The following is a 24,349-nucleotide window of genomic DNA, read 5'->3' on the forward strand; positions in this document are numbered from 1 at the left end:
ATTATAATTTTGTTAAACCCCATAAGGCGATTTTAGAAAAAACGCCTTATGGGGTTTTTAGAGGGTTGCTTTAACTATGAAAGGTAAATAACCCAGTTGTTTTTCTACATCTTAACAATAGTAAGAAATGTAGCGATTATATTGATAAACTAAAAAGAGCCATTGTCTTTTTTAGTTTGCTAACTAGAAGCTATAGCGAACACCTGCTAATAAATCAATTGAACTTAGCTCAGCACTAGCATTAGTTCGATAGTATTCATTATGTTTTTTGATGTTTACTTTACCTGCATCCACATAACGAGCAGTGAAATCAACAACCATATTATTATTCAACTTATAAGCTACGCCAGCAGCAACATTCCATGCAAACTTTGTTTTTGTTTTTGATAATGAACGTTCATAATTAGAACCATCAACAGAAACGTTGTATTTTTCCTTATGGCTATTTTCTAGTTTAGTGAAGGCAACACCAAATCCCGCACCAATAAATGGAGTAATTGGTGAGTCAATATCAATATCATAATAACCATTTAACATTAATGTATTCATGCGGGTTTTGACTTTTTGAGTAGTACGAAGACGATATTCTTCATAATCAGTGTATCTATTTTCTTTTTTATCTGTATTGCCACGTAAGGTAAGAGATAATTCTACACGTGCAGGAATATCATAATTAGAAAAGTTGTAACCTAAATTTAAAGCGCCAGCTAATTTAGTTTTATGCATTGAGTCAAAAATACCATCGTTGATAACACCGCCGTGACTATAATGTAAGGTATCCTTAATATTTTTCGCTTTTATTATAGAAGCGCCTAATTGACCTCCTAGGTAAAGTTCATTTGTTTCAGCATAAGCAAAATTTGAAAAACAAGCAAAAGTTGTTAGTGCAATTAATGTCTTCTTCATTTTTATTTCCTTTATTATGGTTGTTTAAGGCTTGCTGATTATAAAGCAAATAAATTAAAAATCAATTTAAGGTATTAGGAAGTTTTTTTAACAAAAAATAAAAGCTGTAACTAACCTTAAAATTGCACAGCAAACAAGTAGAAAATTCTCTACGGTAACAGATGCTTGCCGAGTTAAGTTTAAAATCGCAGTCTCAAGAAGAAATCATAAAAAAGCTGTAGTGCCCACAATGCAACAAAAAACATGGGCAAGAGAGCTACAAACCACTAAATTAATCTCAATTGCCATTAGCTGTCACATTGTGTAATTAAGTCGTTGTGTCTGCTATTATCAACCTCACACAGTATCACCATATTTTATACTTGAATCTTGTACTATTGGGGTATTCACAATAGTTACAAACTTACAAATATACGAAATTTAGGGGGGTAGTTTTCTATGAAGTGTAAACTAAACGTTTTTTCTACATATAAATTGATTTACAAGGGCTTTTACAATTAACATACTACAACCGATAGTTTCCAATCCTCAATTTCTTTCCAATATTTTTTTTCTTGTTCTAAATCAAATAATATCAATTTATTATTTTCAACAAATTCCCGATTAATTTCTATAGTCACTTTAGTTAGTTTATTTTTTAATAATTTTAAACGAAATGCTTGTAAATTAATTTCTGTATTTCGTTGGTTATTGATGAGTATAGATAATCTTAGAATTTGCATTAGCGGTATTATATGTTTGTATTCGAACAAACTAAAATAGGGTAGTGTATCTATATTGATAGTTTTTCTATGGTAACGTACAAGAGTAGACAAAAGTAATTGCTGCTCTTCGTTAAATCCAGGTAAATTACTATTTTGTAAAATATAGCTTGAATGTTTATGAACTGAAGAAAAGTTAATTTTTAATCCTACCTCATGTAACAAAGCAGCCCAATATAAAATAGATTCAAGGCTTGCTGGAATAGATGTCGGTGCTTGTTGTTGCCATTGAGAAAATAAATATTTTGCAGTTTTAACAACTTGCGTAGCATGGCATTGGTCTATATTGTAATGTTCAGACAGAGTTTGTGCGGTATTTTGTCTAATATCTCGGAAATTAAGACCTCCAACCAACTCATAAAGCACCCCTTCACGTAATGCGCATGGGCTAAATTGTAAAGTATTTAACCCAAATGCGTTAAAAACCCCACTAAATATAGCTAGCCCGCTGACAAATACACTTTTTCTTTCACTAGAAAGTGAAGGGTAGTCAATATCTTGAAAAGAGTTGAATTCTAAAACATAACTAATTAAATCATCGAGCCTTTTTTGGGTAATAATTCCATCACAAACACCAATATCTAATAAGATACGATAAATAGACTTGATGGTGCCAGATGTACCAAATGCAACAGTAATATTTTGTTTTTTCATAATATTGATCAGACATTCAATTTGTTGTTCGGCGGCAAGCTTTGCTTGTTCGAATGAAATAGCGTTAATTTTATTTTCATGAAAAAACTGTTTAGCATAAGTTATGCATCCCATAGGGCGACTAGCAACAATCAACGGTTTTAGATCATTTCCTCTACCTATTGCAATTTCTGTAGATCCTCCACCGATATCTATTACAAATTTAGTATCATTTGACGATGTTGGTTCTGATGTCATAGTACCTAAATAAATAAGACGTGCTTCTTCTTGTCCCGATATGATTTCTATAGGAAATGGAAATACTTTAGCCGCAGCCATTAAAAATTTATATCTATTTTTTGCAACCCGCAATGTATGAGTTGCTATAACCCGAACATTTTCGGGAGGAAAGCCAATTAATCTTTCGGAAAATAGTGTAAGGCATTCAACGCCTCGCATAATGCTTGATTCACTTAGATGGTTATTAGCATTAAGCCCTGTGGCAAGATGGATATTTTTTTTATTTTTATAAATGATCTGTATAGCACCATCTATAATACGAGCAATAACCATGTGAAAACTATTTGAACCAAGATCAACTACCGCATATTCATTGAATTTATTCACTTTAAATCTCTTATTCAACCGTTTCTAACTGATTCAAATAATCATAAATGGCATATTGTGCTCTAATTTTTTTCTTATTACCTCTTTGTACATAATTATTAGTTGCATCTTTATCAATAATACGAGCCTTTACATTATCATTGCATTGAATATTAAAAATATTATGGATAGTTGATTTTATTATTGGATCGAAGATTTTTACTCCCACTTCAATACGATTATCTAGGTTACGAGGCATCCAATCAGCAGAAGAAATATAAGTATCTTTTTTTCCTTCATTTTCAAAAATATACACACGAGCATGTTCTAAAAACTGATCAACAATACTTGTGACAGTAATATTTTCGCTTAAATTAGGAATTTGTGGTACCAAGACACAAGTTCCTCTTACTACAATTCTGATTTTTACACCAGCACAAGATGCACGATATAATTGATCTATCATATCTTTGTCGGTTATTGCATTAAGCTTTAAATAGATACCTGCTACTTTACCTGTTTTGGCATTATTTATTTCTCGTTGGATAAATTCATAGAATCTCAATCGGGTATTTTGTGGAGACACAAGTAAATGATGGAACGAAACTGGTTTAAAAGGGTTTTCAATGAAATTAAATACATTTTTAACTTCATCTGTAATTACAGGATCTGCAGTTAATAACGAAAAATCGGTATAAATTCTTGCAGTCCTTTCATTAAAATTACCTGAACCAATATGGGCATAACGAACAATTTCGCCATTTTCTTTACGATCAATCAAAAATAATTTGGCGTGGATCTTTAGTTTTGGTTGTGAATAGATAACTTTAATTCCACTACTAATTAATCGTTTTGCCCATTTTATATTTGCCTCTTCATCAAATCTTGCTTGTAATTCAACAACTACAGTGACCTTTTTACCATTATTGGCAGCATTAATGGCCGCATGAATAAAGCGGGAATCTTTTGCAACTCGGTAAATATTCATGCGAATATGTGTAACAGATGGATCAAACGAAGCTTGGCGCATAATTTCTAATACGTGTCCAAAAGAGTAGTAGGGATAATAAAGCAACACATCTCGATCTTTAATCGCATCAAACGAATTACGGAATTGTTTAAATCGATTATAACTTAAACCAGGAATTTTTTTATTTAATAGCTTTTTTTGTCCAAAGTCTGGAAATTTCACAAGATCTTTAAAATTAGGATAGCGCCCACTTGGCATTGCATCTTGTTCAGTTAATAACAATTTATTAATTAATAACTCAAATAATGCTTTTGGCATATCTTTTTGATAAGTAAAACGAACTGGCTGAGCAGTCAAACGTTGTTTTAACCCTTGTGACATAAGTTCAAGCAAACTGTCTAATTCTGTGTTTAATTCGTATTCAGCATCTCTATTAATATTAATAGAATAGGCATTTAATTCTTTGGCATCAAAAAACACTTTAAAAATATCGGGTAAACAGTAACGTAATATGTTATCCAAAAAAATGATCGATTTATTTTTAGTTGAAACTTCTGACGGTAATAAAACAAAACGAGGAATATTATCCGTCGGTAACTCAAGTAACGCATAATTGGTTTTATCTTCACAAATAATTTCTACAGCCAAATAGGCATGATCATCTTTTAAAAATTGAATAAGTTCGGTATGACTATCGAGTAGAATAGGGGTGATGTATTGCCTAAGGTTTTGTTTATAATAGTTTTTTATCCAACCTTCTTGATAAGAAGAAAGCTGTCTTTCGTTAATCAAAAAGATTTGATTTCTTGCCATTTCTAATAATAGTTCATTATAAAGCTGGTCAAACTGTAATTCTAGTTGAATAACTTTTTGGTTTACTTGACGTAATAAGTTTTTAGAGTTAGAAGATGAGTTGGCTTGCTCTTGTTCAATAAGTACATATTTTTTTAAGTTGGCAAACTGTACTTTATAAAATTCATCAAGATTACTTGAGTATATACCTAAAAAATGTATCCTCTCTATAAGTGGATTACTTTTATCAGCAGCTTCTTGTAAAACTCGCTGATTGAAAGATAACCAACTGAGTTCCTTAGGTAAATATACTTTTTCTTCAATCATTTTAATCTTTCAAATTCTATTAATAGTATTTTATACAGGATATCTTATGTAAAAAAAAAAGCTAGCATGTAGCTAACTTTTTTATTGCAGGACAAATAATAAGTATGCCGTTTTAAATACGGTGAACAGATGTTGTGTTAGTAGTTCCACTTGGTACTAAAGCACCAGATACCATCACAATAATATCACCTTGTTGTAAACCGCATACTTCCACAGCCATCTCTTTACCTAAACGATAAAAATCGTCAGTTGAGTTAATTGAATCAATTAAAATAGGCTCTACACCTTTTGTCACGGCTAACTGATTAACTGTCTTTTGACTTGAAGATAATGCTAAAATACGAGCTCTAGGGAAATAATGACGAACTTCCCTAGCCGATTTACCGCTACGAGTTGCAACAACAATTAATGGAGCATTTAAACGCTCAGCAATTTCTACAGCACCACAGCAAACAGCTGAAGTTATACTCAACTTTTCTTCTTTTGATGTCAATTCTAACGATGCTGGAATTGTGCTATCAGTTCGGTTACAGATAGTCGCCATAACATTAACTGTTTCGAGCGGATATTTACCTTTAGCACTTTCACCCGAAAGCATAACTGCATCTGTACCATCAATAATTGCATTAGCTACATCTCCAGCTTCCGCACGAGTAGGGCGAGGGTTTTTTATCATTGAATCAAGCATTTGTGTTGCCGTAATAACTGGTTTAGATGCTTTATTACATTTCTTAATCATCATTTTTTGAGCGAAAATAACTTCTTCAACAGCGATCTCAACCCCTAAATCACCACGCGCAACCATAATGCCGTCAGAAGCGTCAAGAATTTCATCAAAATTATCTAAACCTTCTTGGTTCTCAATTTTAGATATAATTTTAATGTTTTCACCACCATGAGCTTTTAAGTGAGCACGAATATCTTCTACATCAGAACGTTTTCGAATGAATGATGCAGCAATAAAGTCAACACCTTGTTCACAACCAAAAATGAGGTCATTTTTATCTTTTTCTGCTAGTGCTGGCAATTTAATTGAAACACCAGGTAAATTAATACCTTTATTTTCACCAAGTTCACCATTATTTAAAACAGTACAGATAACTTCATTACCTTTAATTTCTTTAACGTCCATAGCAATTAAGCCGTCATCAACTAAAACACGATTACCGGGTTTAAGATCATGCGCAAAACCATCGTAAGTTACGGCTACACGGTCTTTGTTTCCGATAACATTTTTGTCTGTGGTAAACGTGAATGTTTGACCAGCAACTAGGGATACATCATTACCGCCTTCTAATTTGATAGTGCGAATTTCTGGGCCTTTGGTGTCTAGCATAATAGCGGCTTTTAAACCGGTTTCTTGCATTACTTCACGTAAATTTTTGATACGGTTACCATGTTCTTCGTAATCACCATGCGAAAAATTTAAACGCATAACATTCATGCCTGCATTTAATAATTTTGCTAACATTTCTTTTGATTCAGATTTTGGTCCGATCGTACAAACAATTTTTGTCTTTTTCATAATAGTATCTACTTAGTAATATATTTAATGTTAAGGTTAATGTTTTAATTCAATTTAAAAAATTCGATAAACCAACTTTTTGCAAAAAAAAAACCAATGGCAAAGCATTGGTAGTTTTATTGGTTAAAAAAGGTATTTGTAGCTCAATATGGCTACCAAAATCACATAAAATCTTTGAAGAATATAATAATTTCATCAATAAGTTAAACCCTTTAAAATTCTTCTTATTATATTCTTAACAGTATTTTAAATAAAGTACTTTATCTTTAATATATTTTGTTATTTATAATAACATACTAAATTATAGCAACTAAACATTTGGCTTACATTAAGTCTTTAAGTTGATAAATTAGTTCATTATTGTTACTTTTTAAAGTTAGTTGATTATTTTTTAAATTGATCTTTGTACCTTCAGTAATTAAGTTCTCAATAATATAATCTAATTGATTTAATTGGTCATCATTACAAAGCATTTTAGTCATCACTATACCACTACCTTTTATGCTACCGTTGTCTAAAGTAACTGTACCAGAAAAATGGTTACACATTTTACCTGTAATTGTCATGTTTTCACCAAATATAATTTCAGCTTGATCACCTAATGAAATATCTTGACCGTTTGCTTTAGTGAGCACAAAACGATGATGCATAAGATCGACTTCTTGTAGAGTTTTTGGTCCCTCACATCCAGAGAGAACCAATGAAGCTGTAAATAAAGCAGTTAACAAGGACGTTTTTTTCATTTGAACTCCTAATAATAGGTTAAGTTTGTTATAATTAGGCATTAATGAGACTTTAATTAAAATATTTGACACGCTATGCTATCTCAACAGCAATTAAAAAATCTTGACTCAATGACTTTCCTAAATAAGCATAAAATAATAAAATTAGCTAAGAAAAGTCAAACTATAGCTGATATAGATTCTGCCATACAAGATGCTAACTTACATTATCAAAGCAGAATAGAATCGTTACCGAAAAATATTGTTTTTCCCCAAAATTTGCCTGTAATTGAAAAAAAACAAGAAATTTATGATGCTATTAAACATAATCAAGTGGTTATAATTGCTGGTGAAACTGGCTCGGGAAAAACAACACAAATTCCCAAAATCTGTTTAGAATTAGGCTTAGGCGTGAAAGGCTATATTGGTCATACTCAACCAAGACGATTAGCGGCACGTTCAGTAGCTAATCGTATCGCTGAAGAGCTAAAAACAGAAATAGGGCAGTTAATTGGTTTTAAAGTAAGATTTTCCGATCATGTCAGTGACACAACCCTGATTAAATTAATGACCGACGGTATATTGCTTGCTGAAATTCAGAAAGATAAACTCTTACTACAATATGATACTATTATTATTGACGAAGCTCATGAACGCAGTTTGAATATTGATTTTATTTTAGGCTATCTTAAGCAATTATTATCTAAACGCCCAGACTTAAAAGTCATAATAACATCAGCGACTATTGATGTGGAACGTTTTTCTAAACACTTCAATGAGGCTCCGATTATTGAAGTATCGGGTCGTACCTATCCAGTCGAGGTTAGATATCGTCCCCCAATCCTGAAAGAAGATGATAATAATGATAAAAGTTTTGATTTTCAACCGATTATAGATGCCATTGATGAATTATCAACTGAAAGTCTTGGGGATATATTAATCTTTTTAACAGGAGAACGAGAAATTCGAGATCTTGCCGATACACTTAATAAGTTAGAACTTCGTCATACGGATATTTTGCCATTATATGCAAGGTTATCAGTATCAGAACAAAATCGAATTTTTCAATCACATACTAAACGTCGAATTGTCCTTGCTACTAATGTGGCAGAAACATCGTTAACCGTTCCGGGCATTAAATATGTGATTGATTCGGGGTTAGCCAGAATTAGTCGCTATAGTTACCGAACTAAAGTTCAACGTTTACCAATTGAACCAATATCACAGGCCTCTGCCAATCAGCGTAAAGGACGTTGTGGACGAACATCTAATGGTATCTGCATACGTTTATATGATGAACAAGATTTTTTATCTCGCCCCAAATTTACCGAACCCGAAATATTGCGGACCAATTTGGCTTCAGTAATATTACAAATGACATCATTAGGCTTAGGCGATATCGCCGCTTTTCCTTTTGTTGAAAAACCTGATTCAAAATACATTCGTGATGGACTTCGCTTACTAGAGGAACTTGGCGCAATTCATACCATACAGAATAGATACCATTTAACTGAAATAGGTAAAATTTTAGCACAACTACCAATTGATCCTAGATTAGCTAGGATGTTGGTTGAAGCAAGGCGCTTAGGGTGCGTTAAAGAATTAATGATAATTACTGCTGCTTTATCGATTCAAGATCCAAGAGAAAGACCTTATGATAAACAACAAGCTTCTGATGAGAAACATCGTCGTTTTGTTGATAAAGAGTCAGATTTTATTTCTTTCATTAATTTATGGAACTACATTAAAGAACAGCAGAACGTATTATCAGGGAATCAATTTAGACGATTATGCCAAAAAGAGTTTTTAAATTATCTTCGAATTCGAGAATGGCAAGATGTCTATACGCAAATTAGACAAACAATTAAGCAATTAGCATTTCCGATTAATAGTAAAGAGGCTGATTATAATTCATTACATATCTCGTTACTGAGCGGTTTACTATCTCATATTGGAATGAAAGAGCTTGAAAAGCGTGAGTATATAGGTGCGCGTAATATCAAATTTGCAATTTTTCCTAATTCAGCACTTTTTAAAAACCAACCCAAATGGTGTATTGCTAGTGAACTTGTTGAAACAAATAGATTATGGGGAAGAACAGCAGCAAAAATTGAAGCTGAATGGATTGAACCCATAGCTAAACATTTAGTGAAATATAACTATAACGAACCTAGATGGTCTAAAAGGCAGGGCACAACAATAGCAAACGAAAAAGTAACTTTATTTGGGTTACCAATTGTTACTAATAGAATAGTAAATTACAGTAAAATTGATCCTATTTTAAGTCGCACTTTGTTTATTCGACATGCATTAGTTGAAGGTGATTGGTTCACAAGTCATAAATTTTACAAGCAAAATCAAAAATTGATTAATGAAGTTGAAGATTTAGAACATAAATCACGTCGTCAGGATATTTTAATTGATGATGGTGAATTATTTGATTTCTATGATAAACGCATAGATAAATCCGTTATTTCGTCTAGACATTTTGATAAATGGTGGATGCATAAACAAAAATCTGATCCTGATTATCTTAGTGTACAAAAAGAGATGCTGATCAGGCAATCAGCACAATTAATTAACTTAAATGATTTTCCTGATTTCTGGTATCAAGATCATTTTAAGCTAGCACTTAGTTATCAATTTGATATTGGTCATAACCGTGACGGTGTCACTATAAAAATTCCACTTGATATCTTAAACCAAATTAAAAACAGGGGATTCGATTGGCAAGTGCCAGGTTTTAGAAAAGATTTAATAATTGCATTAATCAAATCATTGCCAAAATCATTACGACGTAATCTTGTCCCAGCACCAAATTATGCGGATGCATTTTTAGGTAGGGTGGATACCACAGAAAAACCGCTTCTTGAATGCTTAGAAAATGAATTTCATAAAATGACTGGTGTGAAAATTACATCAGAAAATTGGCAATTAGAACAAGTTCCTGAATACTTAAAAATGAATTTTAGTATTATTGATAGTAATAATAGCGAAATAGCTTCAAGTAAAGATCTTGATATGCTAAAACAGCAACTCAAAACTCAACTTCAACAAGCTTTATCATCTATTACTATCAATAAAAAAGATAACTCAATTGAGCAAAATAATTTGACAGATTGGACATTTGGAAAACTTCTTGGTGTTTATGAAGAAAAACAAAAAAACTATACTGTTAAGGCTTATCCAGCAATTATTGATAATCAAAATTCCGTAAGTATAAAGTTAGTTGATAATCAATCAGAGCAACAAAGATTAACTAAATTAGGTTTAAGACGCTTATTAATGCTTAATATTCCCTCTCCAATCAAGTATTTACATGAAAAATTACCCAATAAATCGAAATTAAGTTTATATTTTAATTCATTTGGTAACGTTTTAATGCTTATTGATGATTGTATTGCTTGTGGTATTGATTATTTAATTGAAACAAATAATAAAACAATACATTCAACTGATGATTATCAGCAATTACTTGATTATACAAAAACTCATATTAATGAAATAGTTGTTGATATTGCTAAGCAAGTCGAATCAATACTAACTTTGCATTTTAGCATTAATAAAAAGGTAAAAGGGCGCGTTGATTTATCTTTAGCATTTGCCTTATCAGATATCAAACAACAACTTAATAAGTTAGTTTATAAAGGATTTGTTGCTCAATCAAGTTATAAAAGATTGAATGATATCTCTCGATATTTATCGGCAATTGAGAAAAGAATTGAAAAATTATTTCAAAATATGGCAAGAGATAGACAATCAATGAGTATTATAGAAGATGTTCAAAATCAGTATGATAATTGGATTAATAGTTTACCAAACAATCAACAATCAGACACTAAAGTGACAGATATTCGTTGGATGATTGAAGAATTAAGAGTAAATTTATTTGCGCAACAGCTTGGTACATCATATCCAATTTCAGCAAAACGCATCAAGCAGCAAATTGATGTGGTTAAATCACAACTATAGGTTCATACAAAAAAATAGGGCGCTTTTGCGCCCGATTGTCTATATAAACTATCGATACAGATCTACAAAAACAGTTATATTTGGACCATTTGAATCATGGGCGATTCTAGCAATATGATAATACTTGGCCCCAGCATCAATAGCTCGTTTACCCGCTTGATAAGAAATTTCCTGATCAGTTACATAGTAACCTCTGAATTTAATTGTATCAAATGCAACCATTTTTACTGCAGTTGCATCATTCAATTCTTGGATCTTTCGTTTATCGGGCAAAGTGACGGTGTAACGTACAATTCGTTGTGGCTCAGTTGTTACCGTCGTAAATTGAGATGTAGAAGCACTAGTTGTTACAGACGTTGCTGCTTTGTGAGTAGTTTGATCAATGACTTTTACTTTATTATTAAATTTATCCGCATAAAACTTTTCATTGAAAGCTGAAGGAGAATAATAGCCAGGTTTCTCTACCAGCATTGCAGCATCACCACCTTTCGCTAAAGCTTGTTGGCCAGCTTCAGAGTCATATGGAATTGCATCCTCAGGTTGAAGTTTACGTTCAGGAGCATCTTTCTTAAACAAATAAGCAGCAACTTGAATATTACTACCTAATTCACTGCGTGAATCAATATAATAAGCATAAGCACCTTTTGTTGATGCTTCCTTAGCAATTGCTTGGTTAATATCATATTCATTAGGAAAATAACCACGAATACGCACAATATTGAAAGGTTCTAAACGTATGGCTTTAGATTTTGGATATTCATAAATACCTTCAAATTTACGAAGACTTTCAGCTTGTTCTTCTGATTTAAGAGCATCGGCTTTATATAATTTCGCATACACAATTCTTAAAGTATCATTTGAAGGACTAATATTAGTTGTGGTTATATAAAAAGAAGCTGCTCCTTCTTTATCAGCAGCTCTTGACATTGCCATAACATAATCACTATCAGTATAAAAAGCTCCACGGATGGTTATGCTCTTAAATGATTGTAAACCTTTAGCTTGTTGTTCCGTTAATTGCTGAGCAGCAAACGAAGAAAAAGAGGTTATGACCAAACTTGTAAAAATGATCGTTTTCTTTAAACTTGTCATATATTAAGACCTTACAAAAATTATTCTAATTATTTTAACATAAATAAATCTAATTACCTAAATCTATTAAACCTTTTAAATTTTTGATAAATAAATATTTTCCTCTAGCTAATAAAATATTTTGTTCTTGCAACTTTGATAAATTTCTGCTAACTGTTTCAATCGTTAAACCTAAATAGTTAGCAATATCGGCTCGACTCATCATGAGCTTAATATTCAATGAAGAATGACCTTTCTTTTTATAACGCTGATAAAGTGAATAAACAAAAGTTGCTATTCGTTCATCAGCTTTTTTTTGAGAATAACATAATACTAATTTTTGGTAATTATAAATATCAGAACTTAACAAGTTAAATACTAGGTCCCTAATATTTTTTTTTGTATCAACTAACGACATCAACTCATCATAATAAAGTTCACAAACTAATGTATCACTAAGCGCTTGAATATTATTGTTATATAATTGAGTTGCAATTGAATCTAAGCCTACAATATCTCCTGGTAAATAAAAGCCATTAATTTTTAGATGATTATCAGGAGTTGCAATAAAAGTTTTTAATGCACCCGAATGAATAATATAAAATTTAGTAAAGGGTGTATTAGATTTTGCTAGGATTTCATTTTTAGCATAAGATATTTTCCGTTCTAATATACTGTCTAATTTATTGTTAAGCAACATGGGAATGCAGAAAGATCCCATACTACATAATTCACATGGAACGGAATAACTTTTTGAATGTAATGTCTTAAAAATATTTTGCATATTAACTAAAGAAAATAATTAAACTTTATCAAGCTATTAGAATAGCATATTTTATAATAAAACAAAAATTGTTCATTAATTAATATTTATATTTAAAAGTTCGTAAAAAGGATTATTTAACATATTTTATTGTAAAATATTGATTTTAAATGTTTATTTGTTTTTATTGCTCGTTAAATATATATAATAAATTGAATAATATAGGTATTTTATAAATATAAGTACGCATAATACCATTATGCGTACTTAAAATAAATATTTAATAAGAACCTTTACCTTTTGTATCTGCTTCAACTATTAGTTTCCACTTAGTCTCTTTTATATGTTCGTGATCCTTCGGTGGTGGAAAGGGATCGTCTTTATTGCAAGTAACTTCTTTATTACATTCAGTACATTTATATATTCCTGATACTTGAACTGTCGTTCCTGGTGAATATTTAGTGAGCCAAATTTTTTTTTCATCTGTTAGTGAATTATAACAAGTTATTAGTGACTTAATAAAAATACGATTTGTTGATATAGAGAAGGCCATAATTTACTCCTTAAAGTTGTAAAAAGTAGGGCGGTTGTATTTAGCAGTGAAAATTCATGCTGGCTCTATACGATGAAGCCGTGCATTGAGATAAATGCAAGTCCTGCAAAACTGTTACAGGGTCACAATGTTTTTGGTACTGAAAATCTAGAATTGTGTGCTACTGCTACTGAGTTATTGAGCGGTTTAGTTTATGGTATGCCCAAGTTATTTGATTTATTAGATATTTCTAACACTAATTTAGACTGGATCGATGTTACTTATTCGGCTCATGTTGATAACGAATTAATAGCTCAACAAGTAATTGATTAATTAAAAAATGTTACTAATGGACAAACTAAAAAATCACGTTATAACCGAGAATATCAAACAACTGTAGAATGGAATACAGGCAGTCAATTAAAATCTTTAAAGGTTTATCTTAAGTTTTATGAAGTGATCAATCAGTTATCCGAATTAGAAAAGTTATCATTATCTAAATCTAGAGATCAGTTATTACAACGAAAAATCAAAATCTTATCAAATCCAGAATTAATTAACTGGGCTAAAAAATGTGTCCGATTTGAAGCCCGATTAAAGCATAGCTATTTAGAAAAACATATTTAAATGATAGTTATTTTACTATGACTAGAACATCAAAAGCTAATTGAATTTATGCGTTACGACGGTTATCAATTTGTTAAAAATTCAATGCCTTGTAATACATTTTTTAGATATGAAAAAGATTTGTTATCAATCAGTTTAAGTAAAATGCAATTACAAAACTTACAACAACAAAAAAATAACGTAATTCCGATGTGCAGGGTTATTAATATTGATTTTAGTCATCAGCGTCCGAGTTGGTACATAGAACCGACATCATTTTATGATGATGTGAGGAATTTAGAATATTTAAAAGCTGTGTGACTGTATTTATATACAGTTAATTTAACATAATATACATTATGCGTACCAATATTTATAAAATACCTATATTATTCAATTGGTTAAATTGTTTTAATGAACAAAAACAAATAAACATTAAAAATCAACACGTTACAATAATGTATATTATGTTAAATAATCTTTGTTATTATTAACTTTTAAACTACTACCTTCGTTCATTTATAAACCCAATTTCATTAAATATTTTTATTTAAGTACCTTATTTCTTTGCCATAAATATAATCTCACTTCCAGGAAGTGGCATTTTTAAAATATGTTTTTTTATTTTACCCCATACTTGCATTTCACAAGCTTTACAATTGAACTTTAGCAATAATTCGTTATTATTTTGAATTAATTTCATTGGCATAACTTTAGTTTTAACACCTTGAATTCCTTTTGCTTGTTTTGGACATAAATTAAACGCAAATCGTAAGCAATGTTTGGTTATCATTAAGGGAGCATCTTCTTTAACTTCATGTGCTTCATAGGCACTTTCAATTAATTCAACCCCATGATGTGTATAAAATTCTCTTGCTTTGTGATTATAAACATTTGCCAAAAAGCTCAAATGATTTTCAGGATAAAACGGAACTGGGTTTTGTTCTGGTTTACGTTTTTGGCGAGAATAACTTGTTAATCTTTTAGCCGTCAATTTATTAATTGCATTCCTTCGAAGCTCATTTAGTTGGCTATTTGGAATAAAATAAATTTTTGATAAATTTAAATCAAAATCAGTAAGATAATATATAGTTTTTCCTAATTTAGATAAATTATCTCTAATGTTTTTTAATGATTTATCTGGTTGATCCGCAAGTTCAAATTCCCCATTAAGTTCTAACTTAACACAAATGCCCTCTTCACTTTTTGCAATTAGCTCTATACTTTTTTCAATATTATATAGTTTTAATGACACACCAATTCTACGATTACTTGATTCTTTCAATAAATTTTGTTGCCACACATGATCAAGATTTCGATTCACTCTATAAGGTAATTTTATTGAAAAAAGCGGCTTAGGAATTTCATTTGGGTGAATTCGATATTGATTAGCCGAAAGTTTCTCCGCCTTATCAGCTCTAAATCCAAAAATCTCTCGTTTTATTAGTACATTTAGGCCATCTCCATTAGTTAATATTTTTTCAGATTTAATATCGATAGTTTTAGGTGTAATTTGAGTTATCTCACCAATTTGCAAACCGATGAATTTAGGTGAATCGAATGCACCTATATTGGATTTTCTTCCATGTACAAAATAATCTGTACTTCCTCGATGAAATGTTTGGTATGGATCTGGTATAAAAAAGTGCTCAGTTCTGCCACTTGACCCTGATTGTAAGTCAGGCGAATTTGACAAAATAGTATCTAATTTTTGACGATAAAAGGCTGTAATATTTTTAACATAACTTAGATCTTTATAACGTCCTTCTATTTTAAAGGATCGAACGCCTGATTGAATTAATTCGTTCAAATTATCTGATTGGTTATTATCTTTCATTGATAATAAATGTTTTTCATAAGCAACAATGCGCCCTTGATCATCTTTTAAGGTAAAAGGAAGTCGACAAGCTTGGGAGCAATCTCCTCGATTTGCACTACGTCCTGTCTGTGCATGTGAGATATAACACTGTCCTGAAAATGCCACACAAAGTGCACCATGAATAAAAAACTCTATTTTGGCATCAATTTGTTCATAAATTTTAGCTATCTCAGTTAAATTAAGCTCACGAGCTAATACTATTTGTGAAAAACCAACATCAGATAAAAATTTAGCTTTTTCAGGTGTTCTTATATCCATTTGAGTGCTAGCATGTAAATCAATAGGCGGAATATCCATCCTCAAAATGCCCATATCTTGCACAATTAATGCATCAACACCTGCATCATAAAATTGCCATATAAGTTGTCTTGCTGGTTCAAGTTCATTATCGTGAAGAATGGTATTTAAAGTTACAAATACTTTTGCATAATAATGATGAGAAAATTCAACTAACTGAGCAATATCACTAACCGAATTACCAGCATTATGCCTAGCACCAAAATTTGGCCCGCCAATATATACGGCATCTGCGCCATGTAAAATAGCTTGTTGTGCAATCTCAATATTTTTAGCAGGACTAAGCAATTCTAATTTATTATTGGTAACAAGATATGACATTATAAACTCTTTGAAAATCTAAATAGCGAGTAATTTGGTTTTTATTTTACAAGTATTATTATAAAATTAATAATACTTGTAAAAAACTTTCAGGAAAGTATGTGTTGAATATAAATTTGATATAGATCCTAACCTTCGTTTCGATAAGTTTCATTCCTTAAAGCCTCTATACGTTTTTCTAATGGTGGATGAGACATAAACAATTCAGAAAATTTTGCTTTTTTCGCACCATTAATGCAGAATGCTAAAATTGAAGTATCCTCACTTGGTTCATGGCTAGTTTTTAGTTTTTCTAAAGCGGCAATCATTTTTGTACTGCCTACTAATTTAGCCGAACCAGCATCAGCGTGGAATTCTCGATAACGAGAAAACCACATCGCTATAAGGCTTGCTAAAATACCAAATACGGTTTCAAAAACCATAACTATTAAGAAATAGGTTAACTGTGATAAACCACGATTACGATCATCCAATGCTTGAGCTACAACAGATGCTAACATTCTTGAAATAAAAATAACAAAAGTATTAAGAACTCCTTGTAATAAAGTCATTGTGACCATATCACCATTAGCAACATGACTCATTTCATGACCGATTACCGCTTCAGCTTCATCTTGAGTCATAGTATTTAATAAACCAGAACTTACTGCAACAAGAGAACTATTTTTAGTTGCACCAGTTGCAAAAGCATTAACATCTTGAGCATGATAGATGGCAACATCTGGCATTTTTATATTAAGTTCCGTTGATAATCGACGAACAACATCAAGTAACCATTGCTCTTGACCATTACTAGGTTGAGTTATGATTTGTCCTTCAACTGACCTTAAAGCCATTTTCTTAGATAATAGAAGTGATATAAAAGATCCTCCAAAACCGAAGATTGCTGCAAATATAAGTAATCCTAAAGTACTATGCGCATCAACGCCTAAAATACTTAGAATGATTCCAAATACAAACATAACGGCTAAGTTAGTTAGAATAAATAATCCAATTCGCATTATGAAAGTGTCCTTATTTTATTTAGGTGCTAAGATTTTAATAAAAATTAATTATAATCCAGTTTATTTTCAAAATAACTTTTTCTGCAATGTTACTGATGGAATATGCTTACTATAATTTTCTTCCATCAGAATTTTAATCAATATAAGAGCCAAACAATTATATTGTTTTATCTAACTCCCATTCAGCAGCAATTGGAAATGCACTCATCATAAAACTAGCTACTTTTGATATTTGTTCGTCAGTAATAGTTCGGTGATCATTTAAACAAAATACTTCGCATTTGCCTTCTTTAATTTTTAACAATAAATTAGATAATTTAGAATCTAAATTAGGATCATCAGAGCTAACATATTCATATCTAATTGAAGATAAGACACTATTTCCTTGTATATATGAGAAATATGATGACATAAGATATAAAGGAGAAATGGTTTCAGTTTCTCTAAATCTAGAACGACTTGTTTTATCTATTTGTTTTTGAAAATGATTAATCATTTTATCAATAACATGAATATTTTTAATCATTGGCGCATGCAAAGGCCAAAATGAAGGCCAAGTATTGAATTTTTCATAAAAACACTGAGCTGTGAATAAAGATAGTTGGTTTGTAGGTTCACTATCTGCAAAGACTTCCCCATAAGCATTAGGGATGGGCTCAAGAAATAATTTTGCTATACCATTAGGATGAATAAAATGTTGCTTATTAACTGGAGAACCAAAAAAATAATCATCATTTGCATATATGAAATTATCCGATAATCCTTCTATTTTATGAATCCAAGATTCGATAGCAACAGAATTAAATACAGGTAAACACGTTTTATCATTACATATATCACTATGATTAACCATTACGATTTGTTCATGATCAGTATCCAACCAATATGGTACTTGATGATCTGTAACTATAAATATTTTTCTTATAAACTTAGCATACGAAGCAACACTACGTAAAGAGTACCTCAATTGTTCATAATCAACAAAACGTGTATCTTGATTCTGAGGATTTTCACCTGAATATTGACTCTTTTTTTCCAACCATTCTGGATCATTATCACTTACCCAAGTGTATACTATATCAATCGGGCCTTCATATTCATCGAAAAGAAATGAATTTAATTCTAACATTGACTTAGTATTATCAATATTCTGAATATCTTTTCCCAACCTAATTGGAGCAAATGAATGTACTGTTTTGTTAACATGGGCTTTGGGAATAAATTGAATTTGAGTATTTTTGTTTCTTGTCATAACACCATGTGGAGTCATATACCAAGGATCAAATTGAAATATTGTATTTTTATATACATATTTATCATCATGAAAATATAATCTAACTAAATCATACCTATTGTTTCCTTCAACAATATATACACTTTTAGTAAATTTTTCGCTATTCTTAATTAATTCTATAATATTTTTAACAAATTGATCTTGTATCGCAATTCTAATAATGTGATTCCAGCAAGTATGGACTATATGATAATTAATACCAGCTTTATCTAAAAGGCTAAATAGTATTTTATCTTGACCGTGCGGTGTAATAAAGTTTTCAATTAAATTCGATAATCTTACCACTGTTGTATTATTTTGTTTTACTTTTTCTGAAGAATTTTTAATATTTAAATTAGGTTGTTGCATTTTTTTATCTCGAACTTGAGGAATAACAATATTTTCAGCTAAATTTGATTTCTGTTTTACTTTTTCTGAAGAATTTTTGATATTTAAATTAGGTGTTTGTAGCAAGTTTTTTTTGTCATTTTGTTTGTAAAATAAAAATGAATCTCTAAAAAAAGCTTTAGGATTTTTTATTAGTTTTCGAGTTTTTCTAATTATTTTAGACATCATAATTATCCTCAATAGCGGAATTTTTAATCATGTCGCATTTTATATTGTTAGAAAAATATGCCAAGTCTAGTTTACTTATAGCATTAGATAATGAATATTGCTCGATTTTTTTCTTATCAACAAATCCTAATGACGGATTATTTGTATATTCTTTTATTTTATTTGATAATGAATTAACACTTTCATTATCAAATAGGTAATTATCTGACTCCAGTATTTCTTTAAATGATGGAATATTTGTGGCAATAATTCGACATCCAGAATTTATTGCTTCTAACAAGACAAGACCAAATGATTCAAAACGCGAAGGGATTACACATATATCTGCTATGTCCAGCATATATGCTGCATTAAATATTTTTCCAGTAAATATTACGTTCTTTGATGCAATTGTTTTTAAATACGAACTTTCAGCACCATCACCAACAATAATTAATTTATATCCTTCAGGATTAGCTTTATTGAACGCTCTAATAAGTATGTCTGCCCCTTTTACCAAATCTAATCGACCAATATATATGATATATTTGTAATTATTTTTAATATAAAATTTTCTTTTTAATAAAAATAATTTTTTTATATATGAATGAGTTGTATTGCAAATAAAATTTTCTACGGTAAACACTTCTCCAGAATAATCATCTGGAATTTCTTGTTTCTGCCATTTCGCAACAGTAAATAATTTATCTGCAAAATAATACAACGGATGAAACCTAACATGCATTGTTACACAAATATTAAATTTTAGTCCAAGTTTTTCTTTTATAAGCTTTCCAAGTAAACATCCATAAGGTAAATGAGCATGCAATATATCAATATAAGTAATTTTATTAATGAATAACTCATTTTTCATTAAGTTTTTCATTTGATTATCTGGATGTGTTTCATTTTGTTCTACCCAAAATATATTTACGGCCGGTAAAAAATTATTTCGAATATCTTTATCTTTAAATGCATTATGACGTCTAAGTATAACAGTAACATTATCTCCTCTTGCGGCTTGTTCATTAGCAATGCTTGCAGCAATTGATTCTGAACCAGCCCATCCACCGTGTGTTATCACATGAAGTATATTCATAAAATTAAAGTCCTTATTAATTAGCGTTAAGTATAAAATTGTTTTAAAAATATCATTAAGTTATTCTTATATTTTGATGAAGTATCTTTTTTTGATTGAAAATCATTTGCACAAAAAGAATGAGGTAACAATTGATTTTTCATTTTTGTACTTAAAAAATTATAATTGGTATTAGCAAAAGCAGATCGGATATTGAAGTAATAACAGATATCTCTCGCTAATACTGATTGTTGTTCAAAATACATAATCCATGGAACTAAAAATGTGGCTAAATTAAGATCATTATCATCTCTAAATCGATTATTAATAAAAGAGTTAACTTCAAAATTAAAATGTGACCATGCAAAAGTAAAATAAGATTTTTTTAATGGAATATATGTATGTACCAAGGGAGTACATACATTTTTTTGATACTTTTTAAGTAATAATTTTCTTGAGTTCAAACAGGCTGTTAGTGTTGGAGTTGTTACACCTTTTTGCAACATTTCATCTAAATTTCTTTTATTTAAAAAAAGAGAAGATATATTATTTCCTGACAAAAAGTGGGATTTTGGTAAATATCTAGCAACAAATACATCATCATTAAAGTAAATAAAATTTTCAGATAGTTCTGGAATATTATGTAAATGAGCCTCAATAACATGAGAATTGAAAGTAGGAAGATATTTTTTATCTATAATTTGGCTATGATCAATAATCTTAACTTTGCTAGGGAGATCAAAGGCGGGTATTTGATTATCTGTAATTAAAAAAATTGTTCTTACCCATGACATATGTAGTTGAATACTTCTAATTACGTAAAATAACTCACCATGGTCTTCAAACCTTGCATTATCTATAGACATAGGATTAATGTCATGAATTTTTTCATTTTTATAATATTCAAATTTTGCTAACCAATCAGGATTTTGATTATTTACCCATGTAATAACTACATCAACAGGTTCATTACTTTCATTTTCAGTAATATCATATAATCTCAAATCATTTTCAATTAAAATATTTTCATGTAATAAACTATGGCGTTGTTCATCTAAGGACAATGGATATTTTTTTATAAAATAATCTCTAAAAAATATTCCTGGATTTTTTAAAAGTTTATTAAGTTTACTCATATTATGAATCTAATGTATATTAGTAATAAATTTATTATATTAGAGTTTTGGTTGTTTTTTCGAAATAAACAATATCTTGAATAACATATAGTTTTAATATCAATTCATCATTTTGATAAAACGATTCTTTAAAATCCTCACTTTTAAGATCACTATAATATTCTAATTTATTGAAAGTTAATTTTATCTCCAATTTATAAGTCCCATCAGGAATATCATTAATTGATAAACCTTCATTTCTAAAAGTGGACATGCCTGCTTTATCATAGCTAATATAATCACCATTAAATAACTTCCTACTAATATTTGGATCTGAAAATTTTGCTAATTGCTTTGAATAACATGAATTTTCATTGATAAATAATAAATAGTTGTTTATACATGGACTATATTCAGGGCAAGGAATACCAATAATGGCCGCAATTCCCTTTAAATAAATTTTATTTTCCTGAAGAAATATATTATATAATTCAACATAAGGATGATGTTTTGTTTTATCAATAGGATCTTCAAAAGGATTTAATTTGTGTATATTATGAAATACGCCTTGACCTACATATATAGGTTTGCTTTTAATTGTCTTATTCCAATATTCCTTTTTTGATTTTATTTGATTTTGATGGTTTCTAATCCAAGGTTCACAGAGCATTACATTAGGCCTTTCCCAAGCAATGTTATGCTTAGTAGATCGTGCGGGAGAACCTACAATTATACAATTATTTAGGTATTTCCCTTTTACTATGCTAGCAAACCCTACAACTGAACCTTCTCCAATTTGACCTCCAGATAAAACTACTGAATTAAAAGCAAACCATACATGCTCACCAATAATAATATCTTTAGATTTATTTACTCGTTTTCCTGTATTAACATCATAAATTGCATGAGCATCATCTGAACGAATTTGGTTACCTGTAGAAAACATACAATCATCTCCAATGATGATTTTTGTTTTTTCTGCTGATGTGATATATATTTTATTTGTACAAGTTACATTATCGCCAATGTTAATGTAACAATGATAGCCAGCTCTTATTTGTCCTGATAAATTTCCATTCTCTCCAATAAGAATAACTGCATTATGTGATGGAAAATCAAAGTTGATATTATGAATATTACTTGTATCTGCAATAATTAACTTATTATTATTGCCAACAAAATTTACTGTTACATTATGCAAATTTTTTGGTGCAAAAACCAAATTTCCTTTATTATCTGAATAATAACCATCCACATTGATATTTTTTACTGTATATTCCATTTATGTTTTCTCGTATGAATAAATTACTCAATATTTAAATTAAAATCAGCATAATAAATGGATCCCTTAATTTGGGATTTATTATACAGATAGCTACGATACCTTTCAAACAACTGCGTATCAGGTTTCTGTCCTTCTTTCCAAAAACGGTTGAGCCCATTTTGAAAAGTTAACCCTTTTATATCATAATGTGCTTTACCGAGAGCAATAACAGGTAATCCATGAATCAAAGCTGAAAGTCCACAAGTACTGTTAACTGTTACCAATCCAATTGCTTTTCTAAGTATAATTGGCATAGAAACGCCATGGATATATATCACCCGTTTACTAACACCGTAACGGTTAGCCAATTTTTTGATTAATCGATTATAATTATTGAAACCTTCATCCATTGGATGATGCTTGATTAGTAAATAGCTTTTTTCATCAGCAAATAAAGAAAATGAACATATCACTCTGAAAATATATGATTTCATAGAGTGATAGGGGCTATGCTCTTGAATTTGAAAATCTTGATTGCATTGCAAAGGAAAAATATAGAATGGTTTATGCTCATTGTTAATAACATTTTTTATCAGTCTAGGTTCTATTAATTTTGATTTCAATCTTCTAATTAAAGCTAAAACCCAATGGGAAGCATAAAAAGATAATGATGTTTTTCTATGGTGTATATAATTAGAATATTTATATTTCTTTAATAGCATAAAAATATAATAAATAACACTGTAGCGAATCATTGAATAATAATGAGACTTCCCATTACTTTTATCTATAGAGGTAATTCCAATATTTTCATAAAAATCATGATTTTTGGGTAATAGAGAAAAACCATTAACCCCATCTTTCTCAAAAGTAATATAATGAGGTCTAAGATAACCCTCTTCAAACACCCAAAATGATAAATTTGGATTAGAATCTGCTATCGACTTAGCTATTTTGTGGTATATCCGACAATCACCAAAAACAATAATCGCATCGATAGAATGTTGATAGATATAATCTTGTAAAAATTGTGGGAACTTTTCAACTGATTTACAGAAAGAAACACTATTTTTTGAATAAAAATACTCATCACCTCCATTTAAATTTATTTTATAGACGTTACATCCTGATTTTTTCAGCCATTCTGCAACCTTTTTAAAAAAAGGTCCAACAGGGCCTTGTAGAAACAATATGTTTTTTTGAGTATGAATTAGTTCGTGTAAATAATGGTTCATTGCTTTATTAAAAGTAACAAATTATACATTAAAAACTATTTACTACTTGAATAATTTATTTTTATTGTAATAAAAAGTATTTATGAAAATTTAATTTATTAGTCTATTCCTACAATATTTATTTTCAATTAACCAACAAAAT

Annotated in this window: 17 protein-coding genes and 1 pseudogene; 3 read left to right on the forward strand and 15 right to left on the reverse strand. The window is 30.1% G+C overall.

Annotated features, from left to right (window positions below):
- Positions 1–183: 183 nt before the first annotated feature.
- The 5 genes from A9G37_RS11165 to A9G37_RS11185 all read right to left on the reverse strand — a co-directional run bounded on the left by A9G37_RS11165 (position 184) and on the right by A9G37_RS11185 (position 7,263).
- On the reverse strand, positions 184–906 hold the full coding sequence (locus A9G37_RS11165) for an outer membrane protein (RefSeq protein WP_034915625.1): 723 nt from the start codon (positions 904–906) through the stop codon (positions 184–186).
- A 497-nt stretch (positions 907–1,403) separates the two neighbouring features.
- The gene (locus tag A9G37_RS11170; RefSeq protein WP_218059377.1) at positions 1,404–2,927 is read right to left on the reverse strand and encodes a Ppx/GppA phosphatase family protein; all 1,524 of its coding nucleotides are present in this window, start codon (positions 2,925–2,927) and stop codon (positions 1,404–1,406) included.
- Between the two features lie 10 nt (positions 2,928–2,937).
- Positions 2,938–4,995, reverse strand: coding sequence for a polyphosphate kinase 1 (gene ppk1 / locus A9G37_RS11175; RefSeq protein ID WP_034913843.1), 2,058 nt, complete (start codon positions 4,993–4,995; stop codon positions 2,938–2,940).
- A gap of 112 nt (positions 4,996–5,107) precedes the next feature.
- Complete coding sequence (gene pykF, locus A9G37_RS11180; protein WP_065575546.1) at positions 5,108–6,520, reverse strand: pyruvate kinase PykF; 1,413 nt, start codon at positions 6,518–6,520, stop codon at positions 5,108–5,110.
- 323 nt (positions 6,521–6,843) lie between these two features.
- Entirely contained in the window at positions 6,844–7,263 is a 420-nt protein-coding gene (locus A9G37_RS11185; protein ID WP_065575547.1) for an META domain-containing protein, read from the reverse strand.
- 111 nt (positions 7,264–7,374) lie between these two features.
- Here A9G37_RS11185 and hrpA point away from each other — a divergent pair, with 111 nt between their 5' ends.
- Positions 7,375–11,214 (forward strand): ATP-dependent RNA helicase HrpA, encoded by a 3,840-nt coding sequence (hrpA, locus tag A9G37_RS11190; protein ID WP_141671197.1) that lies wholly within the window; start codon positions 7,375–7,377, stop codon positions 11,212–11,214.
- Between the two features lie 48 nt (positions 11,215–11,262).
- On the opposite strand, the gene A9G37_RS11195 is transcribed toward hrpA, so the two are convergent.
- The 3 genes from A9G37_RS11195 to A9G37_RS11205 form a co-directional block, all read right to left on the reverse strand.
- The gene (locus A9G37_RS11195; RefSeq protein ID WP_065575549.1) at positions 11,263–12,306 is read right to left on the reverse strand and encodes a YdgH/BhsA/McbA-like domain containing protein; all 1,044 of its coding nucleotides are present in this window, start codon (positions 12,304–12,306) and stop codon (positions 11,263–11,265) included.
- A 49-nt stretch (positions 12,307–12,355) separates the two neighbouring features.
- Complete coding sequence (locus A9G37_RS11200) at positions 12,356–12,985, reverse strand: helix-turn-helix domain-containing protein (RefSeq protein ID WP_065575550.1); 630 nt, start codon at positions 12,983–12,985, stop codon at positions 12,356–12,358.
- A 343-nt stretch (positions 12,986–13,328) separates the two neighbouring features.
- Positions 13,329–13,601, reverse strand: a complete 273-nt coding sequence (locus A9G37_RS11205; protein WP_141671196.1) for a protein L — start codon at positions 13,599–13,601, stop codon at positions 13,329–13,331.
- Between the two features lie 72 nt (positions 13,602–13,673).
- Between A9G37_RS11205 and A9G37_RS13270 the strand changes: the two are divergent.
- Both A9G37_RS13270 and A9G37_RS13710 read left to right on the forward strand, forming a co-directional pair.
- Positions 13,674–14,207 (forward strand): annotated as a pseudogene (locus tag A9G37_RS13270) (phage/plasmid replication protein, II/X family).
- Positions 14,208–14,255: 48 nt separating this feature from the next.
- Positions 14,256–14,507 (forward strand): phage/plasmid replication protein, II/X family, encoded by a 252-nt coding sequence (locus A9G37_RS13710; protein ID WP_065575552.1) that lies wholly within the window; start codon positions 14,256–14,258, stop codon positions 14,505–14,507.
- A 238-nt stretch (positions 14,508–14,745) separates the two neighbouring features.
- Here A9G37_RS13710 and A9G37_RS11220 read toward each other — a convergent pair whose 3' ends face one another.
- From A9G37_RS11220 to A9G37_RS11250, 7 genes are all read right to left on the reverse strand, one after another.
- Positions 14,746–16,683 carry a peptidase U32 family protein gene (locus tag A9G37_RS11220; protein WP_065575553.1) on the reverse strand — a complete coding sequence of 646 codons (1,938 nt, stop codon included), beginning with the start codon at positions 16,681–16,683 and terminating at the stop codon, positions 14,746–14,748.
- 128 nt (positions 16,684–16,811) lie between these two features.
- Positions 16,812–17,687 (reverse strand): protease HtpX, encoded by an 876-nt coding sequence (gene htpX / locus A9G37_RS11225; protein ID WP_034913830.1) that lies wholly within the window; start codon positions 17,685–17,687, stop codon positions 16,812–16,814.
- A 157-nt stretch (positions 17,688–17,844) separates the two neighbouring features.
- A complete protein-coding gene (locus A9G37_RS11230; protein ID WP_034913825.1) occupies positions 17,845–19,533 on the reverse strand; it encodes a Stealth CR1 domain-containing protein in 1,689 nt (562 codons plus the stop codon).
- Positions 19,526–20,614, reverse strand: coding sequence for a glycosyltransferase family 4 protein (locus A9G37_RS11235; RefSeq protein ID WP_051634269.1), 1,089 nt, complete (start codon positions 20,612–20,614; stop codon positions 19,526–19,528). The genes A9G37_RS11230 and A9G37_RS11235 overlap by 8 nt, the downstream gene beginning before the upstream one ends.
- A gap of 26 nt (positions 20,615–20,640) precedes the next feature.
- Positions 20,641–21,729: a stealth family protein gene (locus tag A9G37_RS11240; protein WP_034913823.1), complete on the reverse strand. Its 1,089-nt coding sequence runs from the start codon at positions 21,727–21,729 to the stop codon at positions 20,641–20,643.
- Between the two features lie 34 nt (positions 21,730–21,763).
- Positions 21,764–22,990, reverse strand: coding sequence for an acyltransferase (locus A9G37_RS11245; protein WP_051634268.1), 1,227 nt, complete (start codon positions 22,988–22,990; stop codon positions 21,764–21,766).
- A 23-nt stretch (positions 22,991–23,013) separates the two neighbouring features.
- Entirely contained in the window at positions 23,014–24,162 is a 1,149-nt protein-coding gene (locus A9G37_RS11250) for a capsule biosynthesis protein (protein ID WP_162162658.1), read from the reverse strand.
- Positions 24,163–24,349: the final 187 nt, after the last annotated feature.

It is taken from the genome of Gilliamella sp. GillExp13 (assembly GCF_001690815.1).
Taxonomy (GTDB): domain Bacteria; phylum Pseudomonadota; class Gammaproteobacteria; order Enterobacterales; family Orbaceae; genus Gilliamella; species Gilliamella bombi.